This window comes from Pseudomonas poae (genome assembly GCA_028869255.1).
Classification (GTDB): Bacteria; Pseudomonadota; Gammaproteobacteria; order Pseudomonadales; family Pseudomonadaceae; genus Aquipseudomonas; species Aquipseudomonas poae_C.
In genome coordinates this window covers 3,865,029-3,888,183 of the sequence record CP110972.1, presented here as the reverse complement: position 1 = coordinate 3,888,183, position 23,155 = coordinate 3,865,029, and the positions used below count along the sequence as shown (strand labels likewise).

17 protein-coding genes and 2 pseudogenes are annotated in these 23,155 nt (G+C 60.3%); 13 read left to right on the top strand and 6 right to left on the bottom strand.

The genetic code is table 11. The features are described 5' to 3' along the window. The first annotated feature begins 40 nt into the window (after positions 1–40). The 4 genes from LRS56_17510 to LRS56_17495 all read left to right on the top strand — a co-directional run bounded on the left by LRS56_17510 (position 41) and on the right by LRS56_17495 (position 4,178). Positions 41–2,035, top strand: coding sequence for a nucleoside-diphosphate sugar epimerase/dehydratase (locus tag LRS56_17510; GenBank protein ID WDU60670.1), 1,995 nt, complete (start codon positions 41–43; stop codon positions 2,033–2,035). Positions 2,036–2,153: 118 nt separating this feature from the next. After that, positions 2,154–2,486 carry a ComEA family DNA-binding protein gene (locus LRS56_17505; GenBank protein ID WDU60669.1) on the top strand — a complete coding sequence of 111 codons (333 nt, stop codon included), beginning with the start codon at positions 2,154–2,156 and terminating at the stop codon, positions 2,484–2,486. Positions 2,487–2,669: 183 nt separating this feature from the next. After that, complete coding sequence (locus tag LRS56_17500; protein ID WDU60668.1) at positions 2,670–3,314, top strand: GntR family transcriptional regulator; 645 nt, start codon at positions 2,670–2,672, stop codon at positions 3,312–3,314. 15 nt (positions 3,315–3,329) lie between these two features. Next, positions 3,330–4,178 carry a DUF1989 domain-containing protein gene (locus LRS56_17495; protein WDU60667.1) on the top strand — a complete coding sequence of 283 codons (849 nt, stop codon included), beginning with the start codon at positions 3,330–3,332 and terminating at the stop codon, positions 4,176–4,178. A gap of 7 nt (positions 4,179–4,185) precedes the next feature. Here the strand turns inward: LRS56_17495 and LRS56_17490 are convergent, their stop codons facing one another. Further along, a complete protein-coding gene (locus tag LRS56_17490; GenBank protein ID WDU60666.1) occupies positions 4,186–4,353 on the bottom strand; it encodes a DUF2897 family protein in 168 nt (55 codons plus the stop codon). A gap of 111 nt (positions 4,354–4,464) precedes the next feature. After that, the gene (gene eat / locus LRS56_17485) at positions 4,465–5,829 is read right to left on the bottom strand and encodes an ethanolamine permease (protein WDU60665.1); all 1,365 of its coding nucleotides are present in this window, start codon (positions 5,827–5,829) and stop codon (positions 4,465–4,467) included. Between the two features lie 393 nt (positions 5,830–6,222). Here eat and kdpF point away from each other — a divergent pair, with 393 nt between their 5' ends. From kdpF to LRS56_17455, 6 genes are all read left to right on the top strand, one after another. Then, positions 6,223–6,312 carry a K(+)-transporting ATPase subunit F gene (gene kdpF / locus LRS56_17480; GenBank protein WDU60664.1) on the top strand — a complete coding sequence of 30 codons (90 nt, stop codon included), beginning with the start codon at positions 6,223–6,225 and terminating at the stop codon, positions 6,310–6,312. A 9-nt stretch (positions 6,313–6,321) separates the two neighbouring features. Continuing rightward, a complete protein-coding gene (gene kdpA, locus LRS56_17475) occupies positions 6,322–8,016 on the top strand; it encodes a potassium-transporting ATPase subunit KdpA (protein ID WDU60663.1) in 1,695 nt (564 codons plus the stop codon). Between the two features lie 9 nt (positions 8,017–8,025). Further along, entirely contained in the window at positions 8,026–10,089 is a 2,064-nt protein-coding gene (gene kdpB, locus LRS56_17470) for a potassium-transporting ATPase subunit KdpB (protein ID WDU60662.1), read from the top strand. 64 nt (positions 10,090–10,153) lie between these two features. Then, positions 10,154–10,699, top strand: coding sequence for a potassium-transporting ATPase subunit KdpC (kdpC, locus tag LRS56_17465; protein ID WDU60661.1), 546 nt, complete (start codon positions 10,154–10,156; stop codon positions 10,697–10,699). A gap of 127 nt (positions 10,700–10,826) precedes the next feature. Further along, positions 10,827–13,478 carry a sensor histidine kinase KdpD gene (locus LRS56_17460; GenBank protein WDU60660.1) on the top strand — a complete coding sequence of 884 codons (2,652 nt, stop codon included), beginning with the start codon at positions 10,827–10,829 and terminating at the stop codon, positions 13,476–13,478. A gap of 37 nt (positions 13,479–13,515) precedes the next feature. After that, positions 13,516–14,205, top strand: a complete 690-nt coding sequence (locus LRS56_17455) for a response regulator (protein ID WDU60659.1) — start codon at positions 13,516–13,518, stop codon at positions 14,203–14,205. 99 nt (positions 14,206–14,304) lie between these two features. Here the strand turns inward: LRS56_17455 and LRS56_17450 are convergent. After that, positions 14,305–15,341, bottom strand: a pseudogene (locus tag LRS56_17450) (patatin-like phospholipase family protein). Positions 15,342–15,557: 216 nt separating this feature from the next. Between LRS56_17450 and LRS56_17445 the strand changes: the two are divergent. From LRS56_17445 to LRS56_17435, 3 genes are all read left to right on the top strand, one after another. Then, positions 15,558–15,836 (top strand): hypothetical protein, encoded by a 279-nt coding sequence (locus tag LRS56_17445; protein WDU60658.1) that lies wholly within the window; start codon positions 15,558–15,560, stop codon positions 15,834–15,836. A 53-nt stretch (positions 15,837–15,889) separates the two neighbouring features. Then, positions 15,890–16,651, top strand: a complete 762-nt coding sequence (locus tag LRS56_17440) for a CHAD domain-containing protein (protein WDU60657.1) — start codon at positions 15,890–15,892, stop codon at positions 16,649–16,651. Between the two features lie 97 nt (positions 16,652–16,748). Then, a complete protein-coding gene (locus tag LRS56_17435) occupies positions 16,749–17,546 on the top strand; it encodes a thioesterase family protein (GenBank protein ID WDU60656.1) in 798 nt (265 codons plus the stop codon). Between the two features lie 6 nt (positions 17,547–17,552). Here the strand turns inward: LRS56_17435 and LRS56_17430 are convergent. The 3 genes and pseudogenes from LRS56_17430 to LRS56_17420 form a co-directional block, all read right to left on the bottom strand. Further along, a pseudogene (locus LRS56_17430) lies at positions 17,553–17,801 on the bottom strand (terminase). 121 nt (positions 17,802–17,922) lie between these two features. Beyond that, positions 17,923–18,327: an Imm50 family immunity protein gene (locus LRS56_17425; GenBank protein ID WDU60655.1), complete on the bottom strand. Its 405-nt coding sequence runs from the start codon at positions 18,325–18,327 to the stop codon at positions 17,923–17,925. Then, positions 18,324–23,039 carry an HNH/endonuclease VII fold putative polymorphic toxin gene (locus tag LRS56_17420; protein ID WDU60654.1) on the bottom strand — a complete coding sequence of 1,572 codons (4,716 nt, stop codon included), beginning with the start codon at positions 23,037–23,039 and terminating at the stop codon, positions 18,324–18,326. Before LRS56_17420 ends, LRS56_17425 begins: the two co-directional genes overlap by 4 nt. Positions 23,040–23,155 lie beyond the last annotated feature (116 nt).

Below are 23,155 nucleotides of genomic sequence, written 5' to 3'. Positions count from 1 at the left end.
AGTTGCTCATTTGTGAAGCGGCTCGCCTTTGGAGGTTGATATGGAGATGTTGCGAACCTACTTGTTGAGTTTGCCACGTCGATACAAAAGATCCATTCAGGTAGCGACCGATGTGCTCCTGGTATGGTTAGCGCTATGGATGGCATTTGTTGTACGGCTGGGTGTTGATGAAATGATCAACCCGGTCCGCATGCATTTCTGGTTGTTTTTGGCTGCGCCGGTTGTGGCTATCCCGTTGTTTATTCACTTTGGCATGTACCGCGCCGTTATGCGCTATTTTGGCAACGATGCGTTGATTGCCATTATCAAGGCCGTCAGCCTCGCCTCGCTGATGCTCGCCGTTGTCATGTTCTGGTACAGCAACCACCAGAACGTCGTGCCACGCTCGATCATTTTCAACTACTGGTGGCTCAGTATGGTGATGATCGGCGGTTTGCGATTGGCCATGCGCCAATACTTTCTGGGCGATTGGTTTACGGCTGCCCAACATGTGCCGTTCACCAATCGGGACAACGGCCTGCCCAAGGTTGCCATCTACGGCGCCGGTTCCGCCGGAAACCAGTTGGTTGCCGCCTTGCGTATGGGCAGGGTGATGCGCCCGGTTGCATTTATTGATGATGACATCAGTATTTCCGATCGGGTTATTTCCGGTTTACAGGTTTATAAACCCAAGCATATCCAGCGCATGATTGATGAGACGGGGGCCGAGGAAATTCTGCTGGCGATTCCCTCATCGAATCGCGGTCGCCGCCGTGAGATTCTCGGCTTTCTCGAAGGGTTCCCACTTCATGTAAGAAGTGTTCCAGGTTTTATGGATCTGGCCAGCGGCCGAGTGAAGGTCGACGATATTCAGGAAGTCGATATCGCCGATTTACTGGGTCGTGATTCGGTCCCGGCTCAAGCCGAACTGCTTGAGCACTGCATCAAGGGGCAAAGTGTGTTGGTGACGGGGGCGGGCGGCTCCATAGGGTCGGAACTGTGCCGGCAAATCTTGTCTCTTCGCCCCACTACGCTGCTGTTGTTCGAACACAGTGAGTTTAATCTCTACAGTATTCTCTCGGAGCTTGAGCAGCGTATTGCCCGGGAGTCGTTGCCGGTGAAACTTCTGCCGATACTGGGGTCGGTAAGAGACCAGTCCAAGTTGTTCGATATCATGAAGAGCTGGCGGGTAGACACGATCTATCACGCCGCTGCCTATAAGCATGTGCCGATGGTGGAGCACAATATTGCAGAGGGTGTGCTCAATAATGTGATTGGCACGTTGAATACCGCTCAGGCGGCGCTGCAAGCCGGCGCGTCCAATTTCGTGTTGATCTCGACCGACAAAGCGGTTCGCCCGACCAATGTAATGGGCAGTACAAAACGCTTGGCGGAGTTAACCCTTCAAGCCTTGAGTCGTGAATTGGCGCCGGTGCTGTTTGGCGATAAATCCAACGTTTCGCGCGTTAATAAAACCCGCTTCACCATGGTGCGGTTTGGGAATGTACTCGGCTCCTCCGGGTCAGTTATTCCCCTGTTCCACAAGCAAATCAAATCCGGCGGCCCGTTGACGGTCACCCACCCCAAGATCACCCGTTACTTTATGACGATTCCAGAGGCCGCCCAGTTGGTCATCCAGGCGGGCTCCATGGGGCAGGGCGGTGATGTGTTCGTACTCGATATGGGTGAGCCGGTCAAAATAGTCGAGCTCGCCGAGAAGATGATCCACCTCTCTGGCCTGAGCGTTCGTTCCGATAAAAACCCCCAAGGTGATATTTCCATCGAATTTACCGGGCTGCGCCCCGGCGAAAAGCTTTACGAAGAGTTACTGATCGGCGAGAACGTGGTGGCCACTCAGCATCCGATGATCATGAGTGCCAACGAGGATCATCTCTCGTGGGATGTGCTCAAAGGAAAGCTCACAGAGCTGCTGGCAGCCGTGGGCCAGGACGATTACACCCGCGTTCGCCAACTCTTGCGCGACACCGTCAGTGGCTATTCACCGGACGGCGAAATCGTTGACTGGATTTACCAGCAGCGTCGTCGGGAGCCTTGATTCAGCCGAGTTCACACTCTGTAACTCAGCCATTTTTGACACGCTCCAAACATCGCCTAAGTTTGAGAGGCAGCTTCGGAAAAGCTGCTTTTCTCTTACGCATGTCATGGAGCGTCAAATGCAAAACACCTACCTCACCTCGTTGATTTTCGCCTTCCTCACCACTCTCTCGGTCACCACCAGCGCAGCCCCGTCCATCAAGCCCGAAGCCCCGGCCCCCATCACCGCTCAAATCGCAAACCCCGAGCAATCCGCCAAGGTCAACCTGAACGCCGCGGACGCTGAAACCTTGCGTCGCGACCTCTTCGGCATTGGTGCCGCCAAGGCCAAGGCGATCGTTGCCTACCGCGAAAGCAATGGTCCGTTCACGGCGGTGGATGAGTTGTTGGAAGTGAAGGGCATCGGCAAGGCGTTGCTGGAGAAGAATCGCGACAAGCTGGTAATCAACTAAACCTCCAAGGAGGGCCGGTCATTGACCGGCCTTTTCAGCCTTGGGAATTTGCGCCTTCAGGCTTTCTCGCACCGCCTCCATATTCCGCATCGCCATCTCACAGAGCGTGTTCCGAAGACCTCTCGTTGGCATGAAAAGTGATTACTTCTTCGCATAGGATTGTTCAACAATCGTGAGGTAGTGATGACGCCCAGCCTGTCTTTAGCCGATCAGATTGCCCTGGAACTCCGTGCCGATATCATCGGCGGGCGGCTGTTGCCGGGCATGGCATTGGTCGAGGCGCAATTGGTGAAAGCCTATAACGCCTCGCGCAATACCATCCGCGAAGCATTGCACCGTTTGGAGCAGGAAGGGTTGACCCGTTACGTGCGTAACAAGGGCGTGATGGTCCGTAGGCTGGAGCGCACAGAGGTGCGTGATTTGTTTGTAGTGCGCCGCACCCTTGAACTGCAGGCCATTGCCCAGAGCGGCGGGCTCACCCACGACCAGGCCGAGCGCATGCAGCACGCCATCGACGCTACGACCCTGGCCCGTGAGCGCGAGGATTGGCGCGCCGTGGCCACCCACAGTCTGGTGTTCCACCAGCAGATCGTGGGGCTGATGCGCAGCCCATTGTTCGATGAGTTTTTCGCCCAGGTCATTGCCCAGCTGCGCCTGGTGTTTTGCGCGGCGCCCGATGAGCAGCGTTTTCAGTCGCCTTGGCTCGAGCGCGACCGTGAGATTTACACATTATTGATCCAGCAGGACAAACCGGCAGCCGGTGAGGCGATGAGCCTGTACCTGGATGATTCGGAACGCCTGTCGCTGGCCTTGTTTAACCACCCCTGATCGAGGATCCGCATCATGTACAAAGACTATCCGGCCGCTTACCAGGTCAGCAAAGGCTCGGCGTTGCAGATTGACACGGCGTTCTATGAGCGGATTCGCAACAACGTGGATCAGCGCACGCTGATCGAGCAGTTTGAGGTGCCGATCCGCACGGGCAGGGCGTGGAAGGTACCGGCCGGGCATGTGTTTCGTGTCACTACCCCGGTGGGTCCGCAGGTGGGGGACTTTAACGTGTGGAACGCCAACGATCCCCGCGAACGTCTCTGGGCGGCGCGTACCCGCCAATTGCAGGGCGCGCATGTGAGCACCCATGACCGGCTGTGGTCGAACCTGCCGTTTCTGCGCCCTCTGGTCACCATCACCGATGACAGCCTGGCCGGGTATGGCATTGATGAGCACGGCGGTCGCCTGCACGACTTACTCGGCACGCGTTGCGATCCCTACGTGAATCGCATGCTCACCGGTGAGGACTTCCACCACCACTGCCACTCGAACCTGACGCGTGCGGTTTTGCCCCACGGTCTGACGGAGTTCGATGTGCATGACGTGCTGAATATCTTCCAGTGCACCGGCCTGAACCACGACGATATGTATTTCATGAAGGCGTGCCCGGCGCAGAAGGGCGACTACCTGGAGTTCTTCGCCGAGATTGATTTGTTGTGCGCGCTGTCGACGTGCCCGGGTGGGGATCTGTCGCTGCCGATGTGGGGGCCGGACGCGCAGGACCCGTTGACGGTATGTCGCCCGCTGGGGGTTGAAATCTATAAGTTGGAGGAGGCGCTGCTAAACGGCTGGAGCCAGCCGGAGCGTGCTGCCTATAAAGGGCAGCACGGGTTGCAGATTGCCAGGGCAGATTGGGAGTAAACCGGCTTCAGCGATCCTGAGCGTCCTTGGCATCCGCCTGGGCGTTGCGCTCGGCCACGCGCTTGCGTTGTTCGTCGGTGAGTTCCACCTTGTTGGCGCTGTCACGCAGCATCATCAGGCCACCGACGATCGACCCGATGGCGACCACTAAAATCAACCATGCATACCACGGCATAAGGCTCTCCTTGAGGCAGATTGCCGTGGGAGAATTTTCCCACGGGAATAACTGCTTTGAGTGACGGGCTTTCTTACTAGTTCAGTGTAGGCCCGTTCTGCCTCCAGTGGATCAGAGCCCGGTCAACATCGCATCCGCTGGCGCATCGGCACGGTCTTGCGCGGTCATCTGGAAGTAGATGAAACCCACCGCCATAAAGCCGAGGAAGATCAGCCCGATCAGCGCGTTGAACCAGGCCATGGCCACCAGGCATACCACCGCCAGCACCAGCGCGATGCCCGGCACGATCGGGTAACCCGGTGCGCGGAACGTGCGCTCCAGCAGCGGTTCGGTCTTACGCAGCTTGAACAGGCTGAGCATGCTCATGATGTACATCACGATCGCGCCGAACACTGCCATGGTGATCATCGCTGCGGTCAGCGTCATGCCGCCCAGGTTGATCAAACCGTCGCTGTAGATCGCCGCGATGCCGACCACACCACCGGCGATGATTGCCCGGTGCGGTGTCTGAAAACGCGACAATTTGGCAAGGAAAGATGGCAGGTAACCGGCGCGGGCCAGGGCGAAGAATTGGCGCGAGTAACCAAGGATAATCCCGTGGAAGCTCGCCACCAGGCCGAACAGGCCAATCCACACCAGCATGTGCAGCCAGCCGGAGCTGTCGCCCACCACGGTTTTCATCGCCTGTGGCAGTGGGTCGTTGATGTTCGACAGGGTGCGCCAGTCGCCCACGCCGCCGGCGAAGAACATTACGCCCATGGCCAGGATCACCAGGGTCAGGATGCCGCTGATGTAGGCTTTTGGAATGGTGCGCTTCGGATCTTTCGCTTCCTCGGCCGCCATGGCGGCGCCTTCGATGGCGAGGAAGAACCAGATGGCAAACGGAATCGCCGCAAACATCCCGGCAATTGCCGGCGCGCCGAAGGTGTCGGAACCGGCCCAGCCATTCAGGGCGAAGTTGCTGAAGCTGAAGGCGGGGGCGACCACGCCCATGAATACCAGCAGTTCCGCGACGGCGAGCACGCACACCACCAGCTCGAAGGTGGCGGCGAGTTTTACGCCGAGAATGTTCAGGCCCATAAACACAATGTAGGCACCGACGGCCGCGTGCTTGGGGTCCAGTGCCGGAAACTGCACATTGAGATAGGCACCGATGGCCAAAGCAATGGCGGGGGGCGCAAACACGAATTCGATCAGGGTCGCGAGGCCGGCGATCAAGCCGCCTTTCTCACCAAAGGCGCGACGGCTGTAGGCAAATGGTCCGCCTGCGTGAGGAATCGCGGTAGTCAGCTCGGTGAAACTGAAGATAAAGCAGGTGTACATCGCGGCGACCATCAACGAGGTCACCAGAAAGCCCAAGGTGCCGGCTACGCCCCAGCCATAGCTCCAGCCGAAGTATTCGCCGGAAATCACCAGCCCGACCGCAATACCCCACAAATGCAGGGTGCCCAAGGTGGGTTTGAGTTGTGTGTTCATTGTGTTGCTCTCCCTGAACCGTTTGGAATGATTCAAGGTGTTGCAGCGGGCATGCCACTCCTGAGAACCGTGTCGTAAAGCTGCGCAACTGTCGCCGACGGGACGGTTTGGCGTTTGAAGTTTTCTCTTGTTGCACCAGATAAGTGCGGTGATGTTCGAACTGCCGTCATCGCGGGCAAGCCCACTCCCACACTGGAATGCAGTCACTGTGGGAGCCGGGCTTGCCCGCGATGGCCCGCTCCCAGCCTCTATAAATCCCCCTGTAAACCCCGCATAAACCCACTCTTTACGCCGTCTTTACGCCCCACCCACCGCCTCGCTCTCGTTCCTTTACGCCACTCCTGCCGACAATTGCCCCACACGCGGCACTCGCCGCTAAACGGAGAGACTTCCATGAGTGTTCTGGACGGGGTGTCACTGCTATTGGCCGTGGCGCTGTTCATTTATCTGCTGGTTGCGCTGTTACGCGCGGATCGGAACTAGGAGCAGGCTATGCACAGTTATGACTATTGGCTGATCATCGCCTTCTTTGCCGTGGTGCTGGTGCCGGCGCCGTTCCTCGGGCGGTTCTACTACAAGGTAATGGAGGGCCAGCGCACCTGGCTCAGCCCGGTACTGGGGCCGGTCGAAAATGCCTGTTATCGCCTCTCCGGTGTCGACGCGCAGGAAGAGCAGAGCTGGCAGAAATACATGCTGGCCTTGCTCGCCTTCAACCTCGCGGGTTTTGTGTTGTTGTTCGCGATCCTGTTGTTCCAGGACTATCTCCCACTGAACCCGCAGAAATTGCCGGGCCAGGAATGGACCCTGGCCTTCAACACTGCGGTCAGTTTCATGACCAATACCAACTGGCAGTCCTACAGCGGCGAGGCGTCCCTGAGCTACCTCAGCCAGATGGCGGGCCTGACCGTGCAGAACTTCGTCAGTGCGGCCACCGGCCTTGCAGTCCTGGTCGCGCTTTGCCGTGGGATCGGTCGCAAATCCACCAAGACATTGGGTAACTTCTGGGTCGATATGACCCGCGCCACCCTCTACGGCCTGCTGCCGATGTGCCTGGTGCTGGCGCTGTTCCTGGTGTGGCAGGGCGTGCCGCAAACCTTCGCGCATTATGTGAATGCGGTGACCCTGCAGGGTGTGGATCAGGTGATCCCGCTGGGCCCGGCGGCCAGCCAGATTGCGATCAAGCAATTGGGCACCAACGGCGGCGGCTTCTTCGGCGTCAACTCGGCGCACCCGTTTGAAGACCCGACCGCGTGGGCCAACCTGTTCGAACTGGCGGCGATCATTCTGATCCCGGTGGCGCTGGTGTTTACCTTTGGCCACTACGTGAAAGACCTGCGCCAGAGCCGAGCGATCCTCGGCTGCATGTTGGCGCTGTTCCTGATCGGCGGCGCGACCTCGCTGTGGGCCGAATACCAGCCCAACCCGACCCTGAACAACCCGGCCGTAGAGCAGACCGCTCCGCTGGAAGGCAAGGAGGCGCGCTTCGGCACCACCGGTACGGTGCTGTGGTCGGTGACCACCACGGCGGCGTCCAACGGCTCGGTGAATGGCATGCAGGACAGCCTCAACCCGCTCAGCGGAATGGTGGCGCTGGTCAACATGATGGTCGGCGAAGTGATCTTCGGCGGCGTCGGCGCCGGTATGTACGGCATGTTGCTGAACGTGTTGATCGCCGTGTTCCTCGCCGGCCTGATGATCGGCCGCACCCCGGAATACCTGGGCAAAAAGCTGCAGGCCAAGGAAGTGCAATTGCTGGTGGTAACCCTGCTGGTGATGCCCGTTGGCGTGCTGGTCCTCGGTGCCATCGCCGCAAGCCTGCCTGGCCCGGCCGGCGCCATCAGTAACCCTGGCGCACACGGTTTCAGCCAGTTGCTCTATGCGTATACCTCGGCCAGCGCCAACAACGGCTCGGCGTTCGGCGGCTTCAGCGCCAACACGCCGTTCCACAACCTGATGCTGGGCCTGGGCATGTTGATCGGCCGCTTCGGCTACATCCTCCCGGTACTGGCCCTGGCCGGCAGCCTGGCAATGAAGAAGACCGCACCGATTGGCCAGAACAGCTTCCCGACCCATGGCCCGCTGTTCGTGACCCTGTTGACCGTGACCATTTTGCTGGTGGGCGGCCTGACTTTCCTACCAACGCTGGCGTTAGGCCCCATCGCTGAACACTTGAGCATGGGCTTCTAAAAAGGGGATATGAAAATGAATATGCCTGCAAAAAACGCGGCTCCGGTGACCACCCAGGAACCGCCAAAAACCGCGATCTCCGCCCTGTGGCGCCCGGCGCTGGTCCAAGCGTTCGTCAAGCTGGACCCGCGCCAGCTGCAACGCTCGCCGGTGATGCTGGTGGTCGAGCTGACCGCCATCCTCACCACCGTGCTGTGCTTTGTGCCCGACACCGCCGTGCCGACTTTTGTCGCCGTGCAAATCGCCGTGTGGCTGTGGTTCACCGTGCTGTTCGCCAACTTCGCCGAAGCCTTGGCTGAAGGGCGCGGCAAGGCTCGTGCCGACAGCCTCAAGGCCGGCAGTGAGGGCCTTAGCGCACGCCGCAAGGAGGCCGACGGCAGTTTTAAAGTCATACCGGCCACCAGCCTGCGCAAAGGTGATGTGGTGCGTGTCGCCGCCGGGGAGATGATCCCGGGTGACGGCGAAGTCATCGAAGGCATCGCGGCGGTCAACGAAGCGGCGATCACCGGCGAATCCGCGCCGGTGATCCGCGAATCCGGCGGCGACCGCTCAGCCGTCACCGGCAACACACGCCTGGTGTCGGACTGGCTGCTGATCCGCATCACCGTCAACCCCGGCGAGTCCACGTTGGACCGCATGATCGCCCTGGTAGAAGGCGCCAAACGCCAGAAAACCCCCAACGAAGTCGCGCTGGATATCCTGCTGATCGGCCTGACCCTGATCTTCCTGCTGGTGGTGGTGACCCTGCAGCCGTTTGCGCACTTCGCCAATGGCAGCTTGCCGCTGGTGTTTCTGGTCGCACTGCTGGTGACGCTGATTCCTACGACCATCGGCGGCTTGTTGTCGGCCATCGGCATCGCCGGCATGGACCGCCTGGTGCGCCTCAACGTGATCGCCAAATCCGGCCGTGCCGTGGAGGCTGCAGGCGATGTGCACGTGTTGCTGCTGGACAAAACCGGCACCATCACCTTTGGTAACCGCCGGTGCTCGGCGGTGGTCGCGGCACCTGGCGTCAGCGGCCGGGACCTCGCCGAAGGCGCGCTGCTGGCGTCGCTGGCGGACGACACGGCCGAAGGCAAATCCATCGTCGAATACCTGCGCGCCCTGCATCCCCAGGCCGAGCCGTCGCTGGATGAGCTGACCGCCGTGCCGTTCAGTGCTGAAACCCGTTTGTCCGGGGTCGACTACCAGGGCCGCGTCTTCCGTAAAGGCGCGGTGGACTCGCTGCTGGCGTTTATCGGTCAACAACGTCGCGACCTTGCACCTGCGTTGTCGCGGGAAATCGACAAGATCGCCCAGAGCGGCGGCACACCTTTGCTGGTGTGTGCCGATGGCAAATTGCTGGGTGCGATCCACCTCAAAGACGTGGTCAAACCGGGCATCCGCGAGCGTTTCGCCGAGCTGCGCAAGCTCGGGATTCGTACCGTGATGGTCACCGGCGACAACCCGCTGACCGCCGCCGCGATTGCCGCCGAAGCGGGTGTGGATGACGTGCTGGCCGAGGCCACGCCAGAGAAAAAACTCGCGCGTATCCGGCATGAGCAGAACGACGGCCGTCTGGTCGCGATGTGCGGCGACGGCGCCAACGATGCCCCGGCCCTGGCCCAGGCGGACGTCGGCATGGCGATGAACGACGGCACCCAGGCGGCGCGTGAAGCCGCCAACATGGTCGACCTCGACAGCGACCCGACCAAGCTGCTGGACGTGGTGCAGATCGGCAAGGAACTGCTGGTGACCCGCGGCGCATTGACCACGTTTTCCATCGCCAACGACGTGGCCAAATACTTCGCGATCCTGCCGGCGCTGTTCGCCTCGATCTACCCGCAACTGGGGGTGCTCAACGTGATGCACCTGCAGAGCCCGCAGAGCGCGATCCTCTCGGCCATTGTGTTTAACGCGCTGATCATCGTGGTGCTGATCCCGTTGGCGCTGCGCGGTGTGCGCGTACAGGCGGCGAGTGCGGCGGCGTTGCTGCGGCGCAACCTGCTGATCTACGGGCTGGGCGGGATTCTGGTGCCATTCGTGGGCATCAAGGCGATCGACATGCTGCTGACCGCGCTGCACCTGGTTTGACCTGACTCCTGTGGACACCCAACGGGTGTCCACAGGTTGCAATGACTGAATTGAGGAATCCGAAATGTCCAACATGATCCGCCCGGCCCTGAGCCTGTTGGTACTCATGACCCTGATTACCGGCGTCGCCTACCCGCTGGTGGTGACCGGTGTCGCCCAGGTTGCGTTCCCGGACCAGGCCAATGGCAGCCTGGTGCGCGATGCCGGCGGCAAAGTGCGCGGCTCCAGTTTGATCGCCCAGGACTTTACCGGTGACAGCTGGTTCCATTCGCGCCCCTCGGCCGGCGCTTTTGCGACGGTGTCCAGCAGCGCCAGCAACCTGGGCCCCAGCAACCCGGCGTTGGCCACACGCATTTTTGATGATGCGAACAAACAACTCGTGCCAGGCCAGGGACCCGTGCCGTTGGCCTCGCTGACTACCTCTGGCAGCGGTCTTGATCCACACTTGCCACCACAGGCGATTGCCTATCAACTGGCGCGAGTGGCTGCGGCACGGAATGTGCCGGTGTCGACCCTGCAGCGCTTGCTCGATGAGCATATCGAAAGCCCGCTGGTGGGCCCGCCTGTAGTGAATGTGCTGGCGCTGAACATGGCCCTGGAAAAGTTGTAAGCAGCCGTGCCGCCATCGCGGGCAAGCCCGGCTCCCACAGGGAACTGCATTCCAAATGTGGGAGACGGGCTTGCCCGCGATGGCGGCCTGAAAGACTCTATATAAATACCTGAAGGAACCCCCGCGCATGAGCGACTCCGGCCGCGCCGATGCCCTGTTAGCCGATCTGCCCCGGGACGGCCGGGGTCGGCTCAAAGTCTTCCTCGGCGCCGCGCCGGGCGTGGGCAAGACCTACGCCATGCTCCAGGCCGCCCACACTCAGCTGCGCCAGGGCGTGCGGTTGCTTGCGGGCGTGGTCGAAACCCATGGCCGCGCCGAGACCGAAGCCCTGCTCAGTGGCCTGCCGCAGCAACCCTTGCTGCGCAGCGAGTACCGTGGCGTGATGCTCGAAGAAATGGACCTCGACGGCCTGCTCGCCGCCAAGCCCAAGCTGGTGCTGGTGGACGAGCTGGCCCACAGCAACGCGCCCGGCAGCCGTCATGAAAAGCGTTGGCAAGATATCCAGGAACTGCTCGCCGCCGGCATCAATGTGTTCACCACGGTCAACGTCCAGCACCTCGAAAGCCTTAACGACCAGGTGCGCGGCATCACCGGTGTGCAGGTGCGCGAAACCCTGCCCGACTGGGTGCTGCAGGAGGCCGACGAACTGCTGCTGATTGACCTGCCATCGCGCGAGCTGCTGGAGCGTTTGCGCGACGGCAAGGTGTATGTGCCGGAACAGGCCCGTGCCGCCATCGATGCGTTTTTCACCCAGACCAACCTGATGGCGCTGCGCGAACTTGCGATGCAAACCGCCGCCGCCCATGTCGATGATGATTTGGCCCAAGGCTATCGCCAGCTCGGCCAGGCTGCCCCGGCGGTGCGTGGACGCTTGCTGGTGGGCGTGGACGGCGACGCGCAGGCCGAGCGGCTGGTACGACATGCCAGCCGCGTGGCCCAGCGCCGGCATTTGCCGTGGAGCCTGGTGCATATCGATAACGGCCGTGCACGTGATGAACAATCGCGCCTGCGCCTGCAAAATGCCCAGCAATTGGCCGAACGCCTGGGCGGGGAGGTGGTGCTGTTGCGTGCGGGGGAGGTGGCCAAGACGCTGATCCAGCACGCCGCCGAACGCCGCGCCAGCCTGTTGTTGGTGGGGCAGTCGCGGATGCGCTGGCGCCGTCGCTTGTTCGGTGGCGGCCTGGCCGCACGTTTGTTGCGCAATGCACGGGGCCTGGAAATCAACGTGCTCGACAGCGACGACATTCCCGCACCGCCACGCCTGCCGGATGTACGCGGGCTGGTGTGGTTCGACTATGCCTTGGCCGTGCTCGCCACCGTGGTCGCTGCCGCCGTGGCCTGGGGCGTGTCCAGCGTGTTGCCGCTGCCGAATATCTCATTGGTGTTTCTCGCCGCCGTGTTGCTGGTAGCGGTGCGTAGCAGCCTGGGCCCGTCGTTGGTGTGCGCCGCGCTGTCGTTCATGACCTACGATTTTCTGTTTATTCCGCCGAATTTCTCCTTCGCCATCCAGCGCGAAGAGGATGTGTTGACCCTGCTGTTCTTCCTGCTGATGGCGGCGCTGACCGGCAACCTCGCTGCGCGCCAGCGCCGACAGCTGCAGGCGTTGCGCGACACCCAGGAGGAAACCAGCGAGCTGCTCGATCTGTCGCGCAAACTCACCGCCGCGACTGATCGTCAGGCGGTCATCAGCGCGGCGGCGCATCATCTGGAAGGCTGGAGCGACTTGAACCTGTGCCTGGTCAATCGCGACGGCCAGGGCGGCTGGAAGGTCGAGACCGGCGGCCCGCTGACCCTTACCGAAGCGGAACGCGCCGCCGCCGATTGGGCCTGGCAGCATGACCAGCCGGCAGGCATGGGCACCGGCACCTTGCCGTTCGGCCGCTGGTGGTGGTGGCCGCTGTCGAGTGAGGAGGGGCCCTTGGGCTTGCTCGGCGTCAGTGCGAAACCGGGCCTGGAATTGAGCGGCCAACGCCGCCGCTTGCTCACTGCATTAAGCCAGCCGCTGGCCCAGGCCCTGGCGCGGGCACAGCTGGCGCAGGAGCTGGAGTCGGCGCGCCTGCACGGCGAAACCGAACAACTGCGCAGCGCCTTGCTGGCCTCGGTGTCCCACGATTTGCGCACACCGTTGACGTCCATGCGCGGCAGTATCGACAGCCTGCTGGCGTTGGGTGAGGCCATCCCCCTGGAGGACCGCCGCGAGTTGCTCGAAGGCACCCGTGATGAGGCCGAGCGCCTCGACCGTTACATCCAGAACTTGCTCGACATGACCCGCCTCGGTCACGGCGCCCTGAAACTGGCGCGCGATTGGGTGTCGCCGGGGGATATCGTCGGCAGCGCACTCGGGCGTTTGCGTGCGGTGCTGGCGCCGCTGCAGGTGCACACCGATGTGCCGGCGCAGTTGCCGTTGCTGTATGTGCACGCGGCGCTGATCGAACAGGCCCTGGTCAACGTGCTGGAAAATGCGGCGCGGTTTTCACCGCCCCAGGGGCGCTTGCAACTGAGCGCCGGGGTAACGGACAGCCAGCTGTTTTTCGCTGTGGCCGATGAGGGGCCCGGGATTCCCGAGGATGAGCGTGCGAAGATTTTTGATATGTTCTACACCGCTGCCCGCGGGGATCGGGGCGGGCAGGGCACGGGCCTGGGCCTGGCGATCTGCCAGGGCATGGTCGGCGCCCACGGTGGGCATATCAGCGTGGCTGACGGCATCGACGGGCGCGGCACCTGCATCAGCTTGTTCCTGCCGTTGCCGACGCAGCCTGGCCTGGAAGGTGAGCCGTGAGCTACCCTCTTTTCTCCACGGGTTTTGATTGGACACCATGAGCCAGACCGCGACGATTTTAGTCATCGATGACGAACCGCAGATCCGCAAATTCCTGCGCATCAGCCTAGCCTCCCAGGGCTATAAAGTGATTGAGGCCGGCACCGGCAACGAAGGTCTGGCCCAGGCGGCGCTGAGCAAGCCGGATTTGCTGGTGCTTGACCTCGGCCTGCCGGACATGGACGGTCAGCAGGTGCTGCGCGAGTTTCGCGAGTGGTCGATGGTGCCGGTGCTGGTGTTGTCGGTACGTGCCAGCGAAGGGCAGAAGGTCGAGGCTCTCGACGGCGGCGCCAATGACTACGTGACCAAACCCTTTGGTATCCAGGAGTTTCTGGCCCGCGTGCGCGCCTTGCTACGCCAGGCACCGACGGGAGAAACCCAGGAAGCCGCCTTGCGTTTTGGCCCCTTGACCGTGGACCTGGCCTACCGCCGCGTGCTGCTGGACGGTGCCGAAGTGGCGTTGACCCGCAAGGAGTACGCGGTGCTGGCGCAACTGGCGCGGCATCCGGGGCGGGTGATTACCCAACAGCAATTGCTCAAGGATATCTGGGGGCCGACCCATACCGAAGACAGCCACTACTTGCGGATCGTGGTCGGCCATTTGCGCCAGAAGCTGGCGGACGACCCGACCCAGCCGCGTTTTATCGTGACCGAGGCAGGGGTGGGCTACCGGTTGTTGAATGCCTGAACCGGCGTCATCGCAGGCAAGCCAGCTCCCACATTTGGAATGCATTCTCCTGTGGGAGCTGGCTTGCCTGCGATGGGGCCATCAGCGTCACCCAGGATCTCAGCGCTGCTCACTCTCATACCGGTCCAACGTATCGCTGGCAATTTCCCTTCCCAGCGCAATCAACTCCGGCGCCTTGTAGAACTCGAAAAACCGGCACACCCGCTTGGGCACGTTGATCAGCACATCCGGGGGGTAGCCGGCAATCTTGTACTGCGCCAGCGACGTTTGCATCACCTCGAAACTCTGGTTGATCAGGTCCAGCAATGACGCCGGGCCGACGTTATCGATAATGAACGAGCCCGTCGCCGACTTCGGCGCCCCGGCTTTTCCGGCGCGGCGGCAGGTTGTTGGGATTCGGGCTCGGCGGAGTCCAGCCACGGGTTGATCTCGGCCGCCTGGGCCTGCAGGGCCTCCTGTTCGAGCTTCAATAACTGCTCAGCCTGTTTGCGGCGAAAGGGCAGGTGCGAACCGAGGGATTTCACCAGGCTGTCAAAACGACTTTTAAATGCCGGCGGGCGCTGGATCACCGGCAATTGGTAGTGCTTCTGGTTGGTGGCGTTGAGGTTGACCGCGATGATCAGGTCGCAATGGCTCGACACCACCGGCACGATAGGCAGCGGGTTCAGCAGGCCGCCGTCTACCAGCATGCGGTTGCCTTGCATCACCGGGGTGAACAGGCTGGGAATCGCCGCCGAGGCGCGCATGGCCTGGTGCAGGCAGCCCTCCTGGAACCAGATTTCCTGCTGGTTGGTCAGGTCGGTGGCGACGGCGGTGTAGGGGATGCGCAGCTCTTCGATATTGATCTCGCCGACGATCTTGCGGATTTGCCCGAACACCTTCTCGCCGCGAATCGCCCCCAGGCGAAAACTCACGTCCACCAGGCGCAGTACGTCGAGATAGTCGAGGCTTTCAATCCAGTTTCGATACTCATCCAGCTTGCCGGCGGCGTAGATCCCGCCCACCACGGCGCCCATCGAACAGCCGGCGACACAGGCAATGTCATAGCCGCGCCGTTCGATTTCCTCGATCACCCCGATATGGGCGTAGCCCCGGGCCCCACCGGAGCCCAGCACCAAGGCAACACGCTTTTTCATGGTCAATGTCCTCCCCTGGGCAGGTGCCCACAATGCACCCATTGAGGGGGCGGCTTCAATCTTCATCGGGCCTGCAATATTTTTCCAGAATAGCCACAGCGCTCGGGTATGCTTTGGCAATCGGCGAGATTGATTTCAGGCTGACTGACAAGGCACTTTTCCTTGTAGGCAACGTCTACACCGTACGACTGTTTTTCTTTAATTGAGGTGTCATCGATGAAAGCCTGGATGTGTGTGCCTGTGATCGTGTTGGCCCTGGCTGGTTGTGCCGGGAAAACCGCGTACCGCGACAGCTGCGGCACGCAACTGGATGCCGCATGGCACGAGCTGGACCTGGCCAAGGCCGAAGGTTTTGCCGGCACCGTGAGCTATTCCAAGGCCCTGTCGTTGTTAACGGGCGCCAAGACCCAGCAGCAATTCGAAGCGTTTGAAGGCTGCTCCAACAAGGCCGAGAAAGCGCGGTTCTATATTCGTGAGTCGCGCGCCGGGCGTTAAGCCGTCTAAGCTGGCGTGAGTCAGCGGGGCATTTTTATCGTCAAGGGGGAAGGATGTCTGCTTTGGTTGATCAGTTAGTCGCTCAGGTCATTGGCCTGGAAGTAGGGTTACTGAGCTGCCAGGCTCGCCTCGCGGCCGTCACCGACGATGAAGCCCTGCATGATCTGCGCACTACCGTGCGCCGTCTGCGCAGCCTGTTGCGCCCCCTGCGCGGGCTGCCGGGGGTGGAACAGCTTGAGTCGGCCGCCCGTGCGGTCGGCCAATTGACCACGCCGCTGCGCGACCGCGAGGTGCTGGCGGCGTATTTGCACCAGCAGGGTCATCATGAAGCGGCTGAGCGGCGCTTGCGCCTGCAACCCGATGCCTATCGCCAGGTGGCGCAAGGCCCGGAGCTTGCACATCTGCTGCAGATCCTCGATGCATTCCCGCGATTTATTCGCGCCTCCCAACACCAGAAATTGCTCAAGGGCCTGCGCCCGCGCATCGAGAAACGCCTGGCCAAGCAATGGCTCGGGCTAGATGATGCGCTGAAAGACCCCGGCCATGATCGCCATCGCCTGCGTTTGTTGATCAAGCGCGTGCGCTATGCCGCCGAGGCCTACCCCGAACTGGACAAACTCCCCGCCAACGCCATGTCACGCCTGAAAAGAGCCCAGGCTGCCCTGGGCGATTGGCATGACTGTTGGCAGTGGTTGGCCCAGGCCGAACACCAGGCCGACTTGCAGCCCTGCGTTGCGGTGTGGCATCGCACCATGGCCAAGGCTGAAGGGCAGGCGGACCGGGTGCTGGATAAACTCAGCGCCGATTGTTTCTGAGCCCTCACATTGTCCGGCTTTTGGCCGGAATAGGCGCTGTACCTGGCGAGCACGATGGTTAAGATCCCTCATCTGTTTCTTTTGATGTGAGGTCGTCATGCGCTTCAGTGATTTGCTCGACACTGCCCGTAGCAACCCGTTGGATGTGACCATCCCCGCCGAATGGGCCCAGGGCCGGGCCACCTTTGGTGGCTTGGTCGCTGCGTTGCAATATGAAGCCTTGCGCGCCCAGGTACCGACGGATCGCCCTTTGCGTTCGCTGGCAATCACCTTTGTTGGCCCGGTGGCACCCGATGTGTCTGCCAGTTATCAAGTCGAAGTGTTGCGCGAAGGCAAAGCCGTCAGCCAATTGCTCGGGCGTGTGGTGCAGAACGGCGAAGTGGCGACGCTGGTGCAGGCCAGTTTCGGCGCGTCCCGTGAGTCAGAAATCGCTGTCGAGAGCGAAGCACCGCCGGTGTTCAAACATTGGGATGAATGCCAGGAGCTGCCCTATATCAAGGGCGTGACCCCAGAATTCATGCGCCACCTGGCAATGCGCTGGAGTGTCGGCGGCTTGCCGTTCACCGGCAACAAATCTCGCGATATGGGCGGCTGGGTGCGCTTGCGCGGAGACGTGAAAGAAGAGCCGCTGACTGAGGCGCATATCCTCGCGTTAGTCGACGCTTGGCCCCCGGCGTTGCTGCCACACCTGAAAAAGCCCGCGCCGGGTAGCACCCTGACTTGGACCATCGAATTCATCCAGCCGCTGCAGAACCTGACGACCCTCGATTGGTGCCAGTACCACGTCAGCATCGAACACGCGCGCGACGGCTACGGCCATGCCGCCGCCGCACTGTGGAGCCCGACCGGCGAACTTATCGCCATCAGCCGCCAGACCGTGGTGGTCTTCGCCTGACTTTCAGAAACGCTTACTGGCTTGAGCTTCCAGCCTATGGCCGTGGCGTCGCAGCGCCACGCCTGCCAGCACACCGATCACACCGACGGCAAAACTCGCCAAGCTCACGCTAAACACACCGGACGCCAGCAGCAGAAACCCGATGATCAACAGCGGCACTGCAATCAATTGCAGCCCTACATTAGTCGGGTTTTGGTGGTTTTGTGGTTGATTGCGCCATTGCCAGGCGGGGAGATTAGGATGACGTTTGCCCATGATGGTGAATCCTCTGTCCGTTGAAACAACTTGGGCAGAGTTTAGGTGGGGTGGGTGGAGGGGGCGAATTGGGCTTGGCTATGGGGGGCATAGGAGGTCTATATTCATATACTTATAAGCCCTAGAAAAAATAATCATCAGGTCCGTTTATGTACACATTTGGATCGCAAAGTGAAATATATTTAGCCTTGAATTCAATTGAGGCGTTTTTGTTACTTGCTTGGAAGTGGAACTGATCATTATTACGTGTGATAGTTACGGAAAATACTTCACGAATGGGAAGGTTTTGAATTTTTAGGTCGCGGATGCCATGGCAGTCAATTCCCATTCTACAAGTGTTATAGCCTTTATCTTGCCATTTGGGCGGTAATATGTCTGGGAAGTCAGGGATGTCGAACCCCAACCCCAGCGACGGTCGATCGTTTTCTATCTGCAAAGAAAATAATGCAATTTTTCCAATCTCTACAGGTTTGCTAAATAGCTTCTCGAAAAATATATTCTGATCTAATTCGTTCCAGTATTTCATTTTTTAATCCTGAAGTTGTAATGTTCTTTCGCTCCGGAAATATGCCCGTTGCGGGGCTTGTCTATTGGCCGTAAGTTGAAGTGTGTTGTTTGGTCTCCCACTCCATCCGGTCTGCCAAATTTATGCCCGGCAGAATGGTCCTGAATAAGAACTTTGGAGCCATCTGCTCTGGTGAATTGATAAACCCTCGTATTAATGGTCCTGCCATTGTCATCCAGTACATTGTCATCATTCAAATCAGTCATTTTTTCTTTTCTGTATTGTGTTGCCCTGCCTGACTTCGAATGCGTAATCATATCTGGCTGTTGAGTCAACGGTATTTTGGCGTCTCTTTTGGCTTCCCGAAACGCCCCTTTACGAGATGCGTCAGGCAGTTCCGGCTCAGCAGCTAAGGCGCAGGTTGGTGTTTTCTCTGCTGAACCAGGGCAGTTAGCGTTTAGCCCTAACGGATCCACCCAACCCGTAGGATTGGGCACGTACTGGTACGCGTTAATCCCACCGGCCAGCTTCACCGGGTCCGGCGTCAGGTAGCGACCAATATCCGGATTGTAGTAGCGATGGCGGTTGTAGTGCAGCCCGCTTTCTTGGTCGAAGTATTGGCCTTGGAAGCGTAGCGGGTTGTCGACTTTGCCTACGTCGAGGCGGGCGATTTCGCCGTAAGCGCGGTAGTGCGCGGACCAAACGATTTCGCCGTCAGGGGCGGTGAGTTCCTGAGGCGTGCCCAGGTGGTCGAGTTGGTAGTGGAAGGGTTTGGTTTCTTTTGGGCCATAACCTTCGAGTAATGCCAGCGGCCGGAAGCTGTCCGGTTCGTAGAGGTAGCTGCGGTGGCGACCCGCGTGGTGTTCGGCAACCAGCTTGTCGCCTTGCCAAAAAAACTCGCTGGTTTTGCCATCCACGGTTTTGCTGATGCGCCGCCCAAACGGGTCATAGCGATAGCTGGCCGTCTGCCCGTTGGGTTGGGTTAGGCCGATCAGCCGATGTTGGCAGTCGTAGTGGTATTCGGTAACGAGTTGATGGCCCTTGCCTCGTCGTTCGCGGATCAGGTTGCCGAAGGCGTCGTAGTCGTAGTGGCGGTCGCCCTGGATGGTCAGGCGGTTGCCGGCGACGATGTCGGGGCCAGGGCGGTCTTGCATCAGGAGGTTGCCGGCGGGGTCGTGGGCGAAGCGTTCCTGGGTGTCTTGGGAGTGGTCGGCGCGGGTGAGGCGGTTCAGCGGGTCGTAGTGATAGTGGTGTTCGCCTTTGCGGGTGTCGAGCAGGCGGGTGAGGTTGCCGGATTTGTCGTAGTCGTATTGGCGTTGGTAGAGGGTGTGTTGCTGATGGGTGACGGCGTGGGCGTGCAGACGTTGCTGGTCGTCGTAGTGGTAGTGGCTGAGGAGCTGGCCTTGTTGGCGTTGGTGTTCCTGGCCGGCGTTGAACAGGTGTGAGGTCAGTACGGCGCCATTCAGTTCCACGGTTGATAGGTGCCCACCCTTACCGTGATTGAACACCAGGCGGTTGTTGTCCGGCAGGCGCAAGTTTTTCAGCTGGCCGCAGGCGTCGTAGCCGTAGCGCAGGGTGCCCCAGCCTTGATGCTCGGCGGTGAGGCGATTTTGCGCGTCGTACTCGTAGGCCAGCGCCCAGTGGCCGTCGTCGACGCTGAGGAGATTGCCCTGGCGGTCGTAGGCATAGTCCACAAGACTGCCATCGGGCAGGGTTTTTCGTACGAGTCGGCCGGCAGGATCGCGCTCGTAACGGGTGACTAGCTGACTGCCCTCGTCGCCGTGTTCGGTTTTCTCCAGCAGGTTGCCGTTGAGGTCGTAGGCATACGCCGTACGCTGGCCGTCAAACCCGGTCTCCTGCTGGATCAGGCCATTGGGGTGGTATTGCAAGCCGTAGGTTTCGCCGACTTCGTTTTCGATGTCGGTGAGCAATAACCGCACATTGTCGTAACGGTATTGGACCTGGGTGCCGTCGGCATTGATGCGACGGCTGATCAGGTGCAGCCCGTCGGCATATTCGTAGCGAGTGGTCTGCCCCAGCTCGTCACGTTCGGCGGTGATTTTTCCGTAGGGGTTGTAGCTGTATTCTCGCGTTGCCCCACCGGGTAGCACCACGCGAGTCAACCGTCCCACGCCGTCCCACTGATACTCGGTCAGCGCCCCATGCGCCTCCTCACGCGCTATCTGCCGCCCAAGATCGTCATAGCGATAACGCTTGATCCCGCCGTTCGGCAAGTGTTCCTCAAGCAGTTGCCCCCGCTCATTCCACACTAGCCGCAGACAGCTGTGATCCGGGTACCAAACCCCAATCAGTTGCCCATATTTGTCGTAGCTGTAATCGGTGACGTGGCCTTCAGGATCGGTCTTGCGGATGACGTCGCCTTGGTCGTTCCGCTCATACTTCCAAACCGCCTCACCGCGCCGCACCACCCGTACGAAACCATTGTCATGCTCGTAGGAAGTCGGCTCGTCATCCCCCGGAAACAACGCCACCAAGCGTCCGGCGTCGTCGTACTGATACGCCGTCACCGCCCCCAGAGGGTCCTGCTCGACCGTCAGCCGGCCTTTATCGTCGTAGGATTTGAAGTGTTCGGCGCCATCCGGATCGATGCGCTGCACCAGCCGCGCCCGATCATCGTGGACATACACTTCCTGGCTGCCATCGGCGTTAAAAACCGTGACGCGGCCTTTGTCGTTCCAGGCATACCGCGTGTCCATCTGCGAAAAGCTGGCCCAGTGTCGGATGCAGCGCGCCGCTTTGCCAGAGCGTTTCCACTCCCAGAAGAAACTCGCACCACCGGCCAGCCCACGTTCCAAAATGACGTGCTGTTCGTCGTACCGGTAAACCTCGCTTTCGCCGACGGCATTGGTCGCCGAGACCAGTCGGCCAGCATCGTCATAGGCGTAGGAAACAATGCAAAACTCGGTCATCCATTCGAAGGGTTCGCGGCCCTTGGCGCGCTGGATCTGGTAGTCCACCGCCACGATGCGGCCAGACTCATAACGCAGGAACAGCGAGCGGCCCACGCCGTTATCCAGGCGTTCAATTCGCCCCAAAAAGTCTCGGGAAATTCGCAACCGGTTGTCATACGCATCGCTGATGGAGACCAGCACGCCATCGCGAAAATGATAGAAACGTGATGCCTGGGCCAGCACCAGCTCATCTGGCAACGAGCCCAGGTAAATCGCGGCTTCAGCCAAGCTATTGGTGATCGCCGGTCGGGAGGCAGTTGGTAGAGGAAACTGAGTACTACGGTTTTCGTGGTCGACCCACACCACCGAATCGCCCACGACAGAAAGCCGCTGCGCCAGCGAATGACTCCACCCAAACCCCAACCCACAATCCACGTCCACCGCACTGGTGCGATACAACCGTGTCCACTCAAACGGAAAAATCCCGTCCAGCGTCCCATCGGTCAGGGTCAGCAATTCTTCGCCGGTGACCATCGACACCGGGCAGCCGTTGGTGGCCGTCTTATCCGCCGCCGCCGCCGCATCCCCGTTGAGGTTTTTACCCGAAGCCGGCGCATCGTCGACAAGCTCCTGGCGAACCAACACCGTCTGCTGCGTCTTGCTGCGCACCGCCAGCACCGGGTTGGAAGCCAACTGCTCCCCAGCCTTCAACTGCGCAGCCGGCACCGTCTTGATCTCCGCCGCCGGGCTGCTCAGCAAGAGCGGCTTAACCGCCTCGACATGCGAGTCCAGCTTGGGGCCCACCCGCCGATTCGCCAGTGTTTCCAGCCAGTTACGCACCCGCCCTGACTTGACATGACTCATCACCTGAGCACCCAACCGGAGCTGCACACCCATGCCCCGTGTCGCCCAGATCAGAAACAGATTGATCAATACTTCGCCGGTAATCTCACCCAGCAATTCATACATGTCCGGCGGCGGCAGCATCCGTATCCAGGCGAGCATCGCTGACAGGTAAATAAACAGCAGCGGCTCATCGCTGAGCACAAGCAAACCTTTAGCGATGGCGTCTTTGCCAAGTTTCAACAGTTCATCGAGCTCTGCCTGAGAGATGTACTGCAGTAGCTTTTCGCTGTTGGGCTTGATGTCCGCCAGCAGGTCATACAGCTGCGTTAGGTTGTCCCAAAGGTTGTAGAGGGCTTTGGCTATGCCGCTTGCAAACGCAACCCCTTGCAGTGCGCTGCGCTCCAAAGGCGTGGCGTTTGCAAAGTCGCTCCACTGCAGCTTGAAGGTGTTCTTCCATTCATCAAGCAAATGAGCTTCCAGCCCGGCAATTACCGACTGATAAGACGCATACAGTGCCTTGACGTGATCCTTGGAGAGGTCGGGGTAGAAGGTGATTTGGTACTTCTGGTCGCGGGTGCACTCCTTGACTTCAAGAATGCCGCTGGCACCGATGGTTTTATGAATTGGGGCACCCAGCGGGCTGCCATCCGCTGCAAGGGCTTGCAGCGTCACCGGTGTGTTGCCGATCGGCACGTACTGCGTGCTTTCAAACATATGCGCCAAGGTCATCGAACCTTGGGCTTTGCACACGGCTACCGTACGGCTTGGAGTTTTGGAGGAAACAGGCGCGACCAGCGCCACCTCATTCCCCACTTTAAACACTTGCTCGACTTGCAGCGTCGAACCACTCCAGAAGCTTTCGGCCCATTCATCAAAGGTGTTCAGGCAACCGCGGAAGTCACGAAGAATGTCTTCAGCGTCCGGCGTTTGAGCGGTCATCGGGGACAGGACAAACTTGCCTATGACCGGAATCAAGAGGCAGCCCCATTCAGCGGGCGGTTAAAAGACAAGCACATTGGCGGTCCCTCGCACTGGTTGGTCAGGCGAGAGACTTTGGAGAGGTTGCCAGGGAAAAGAAGTCGGCTTTATTC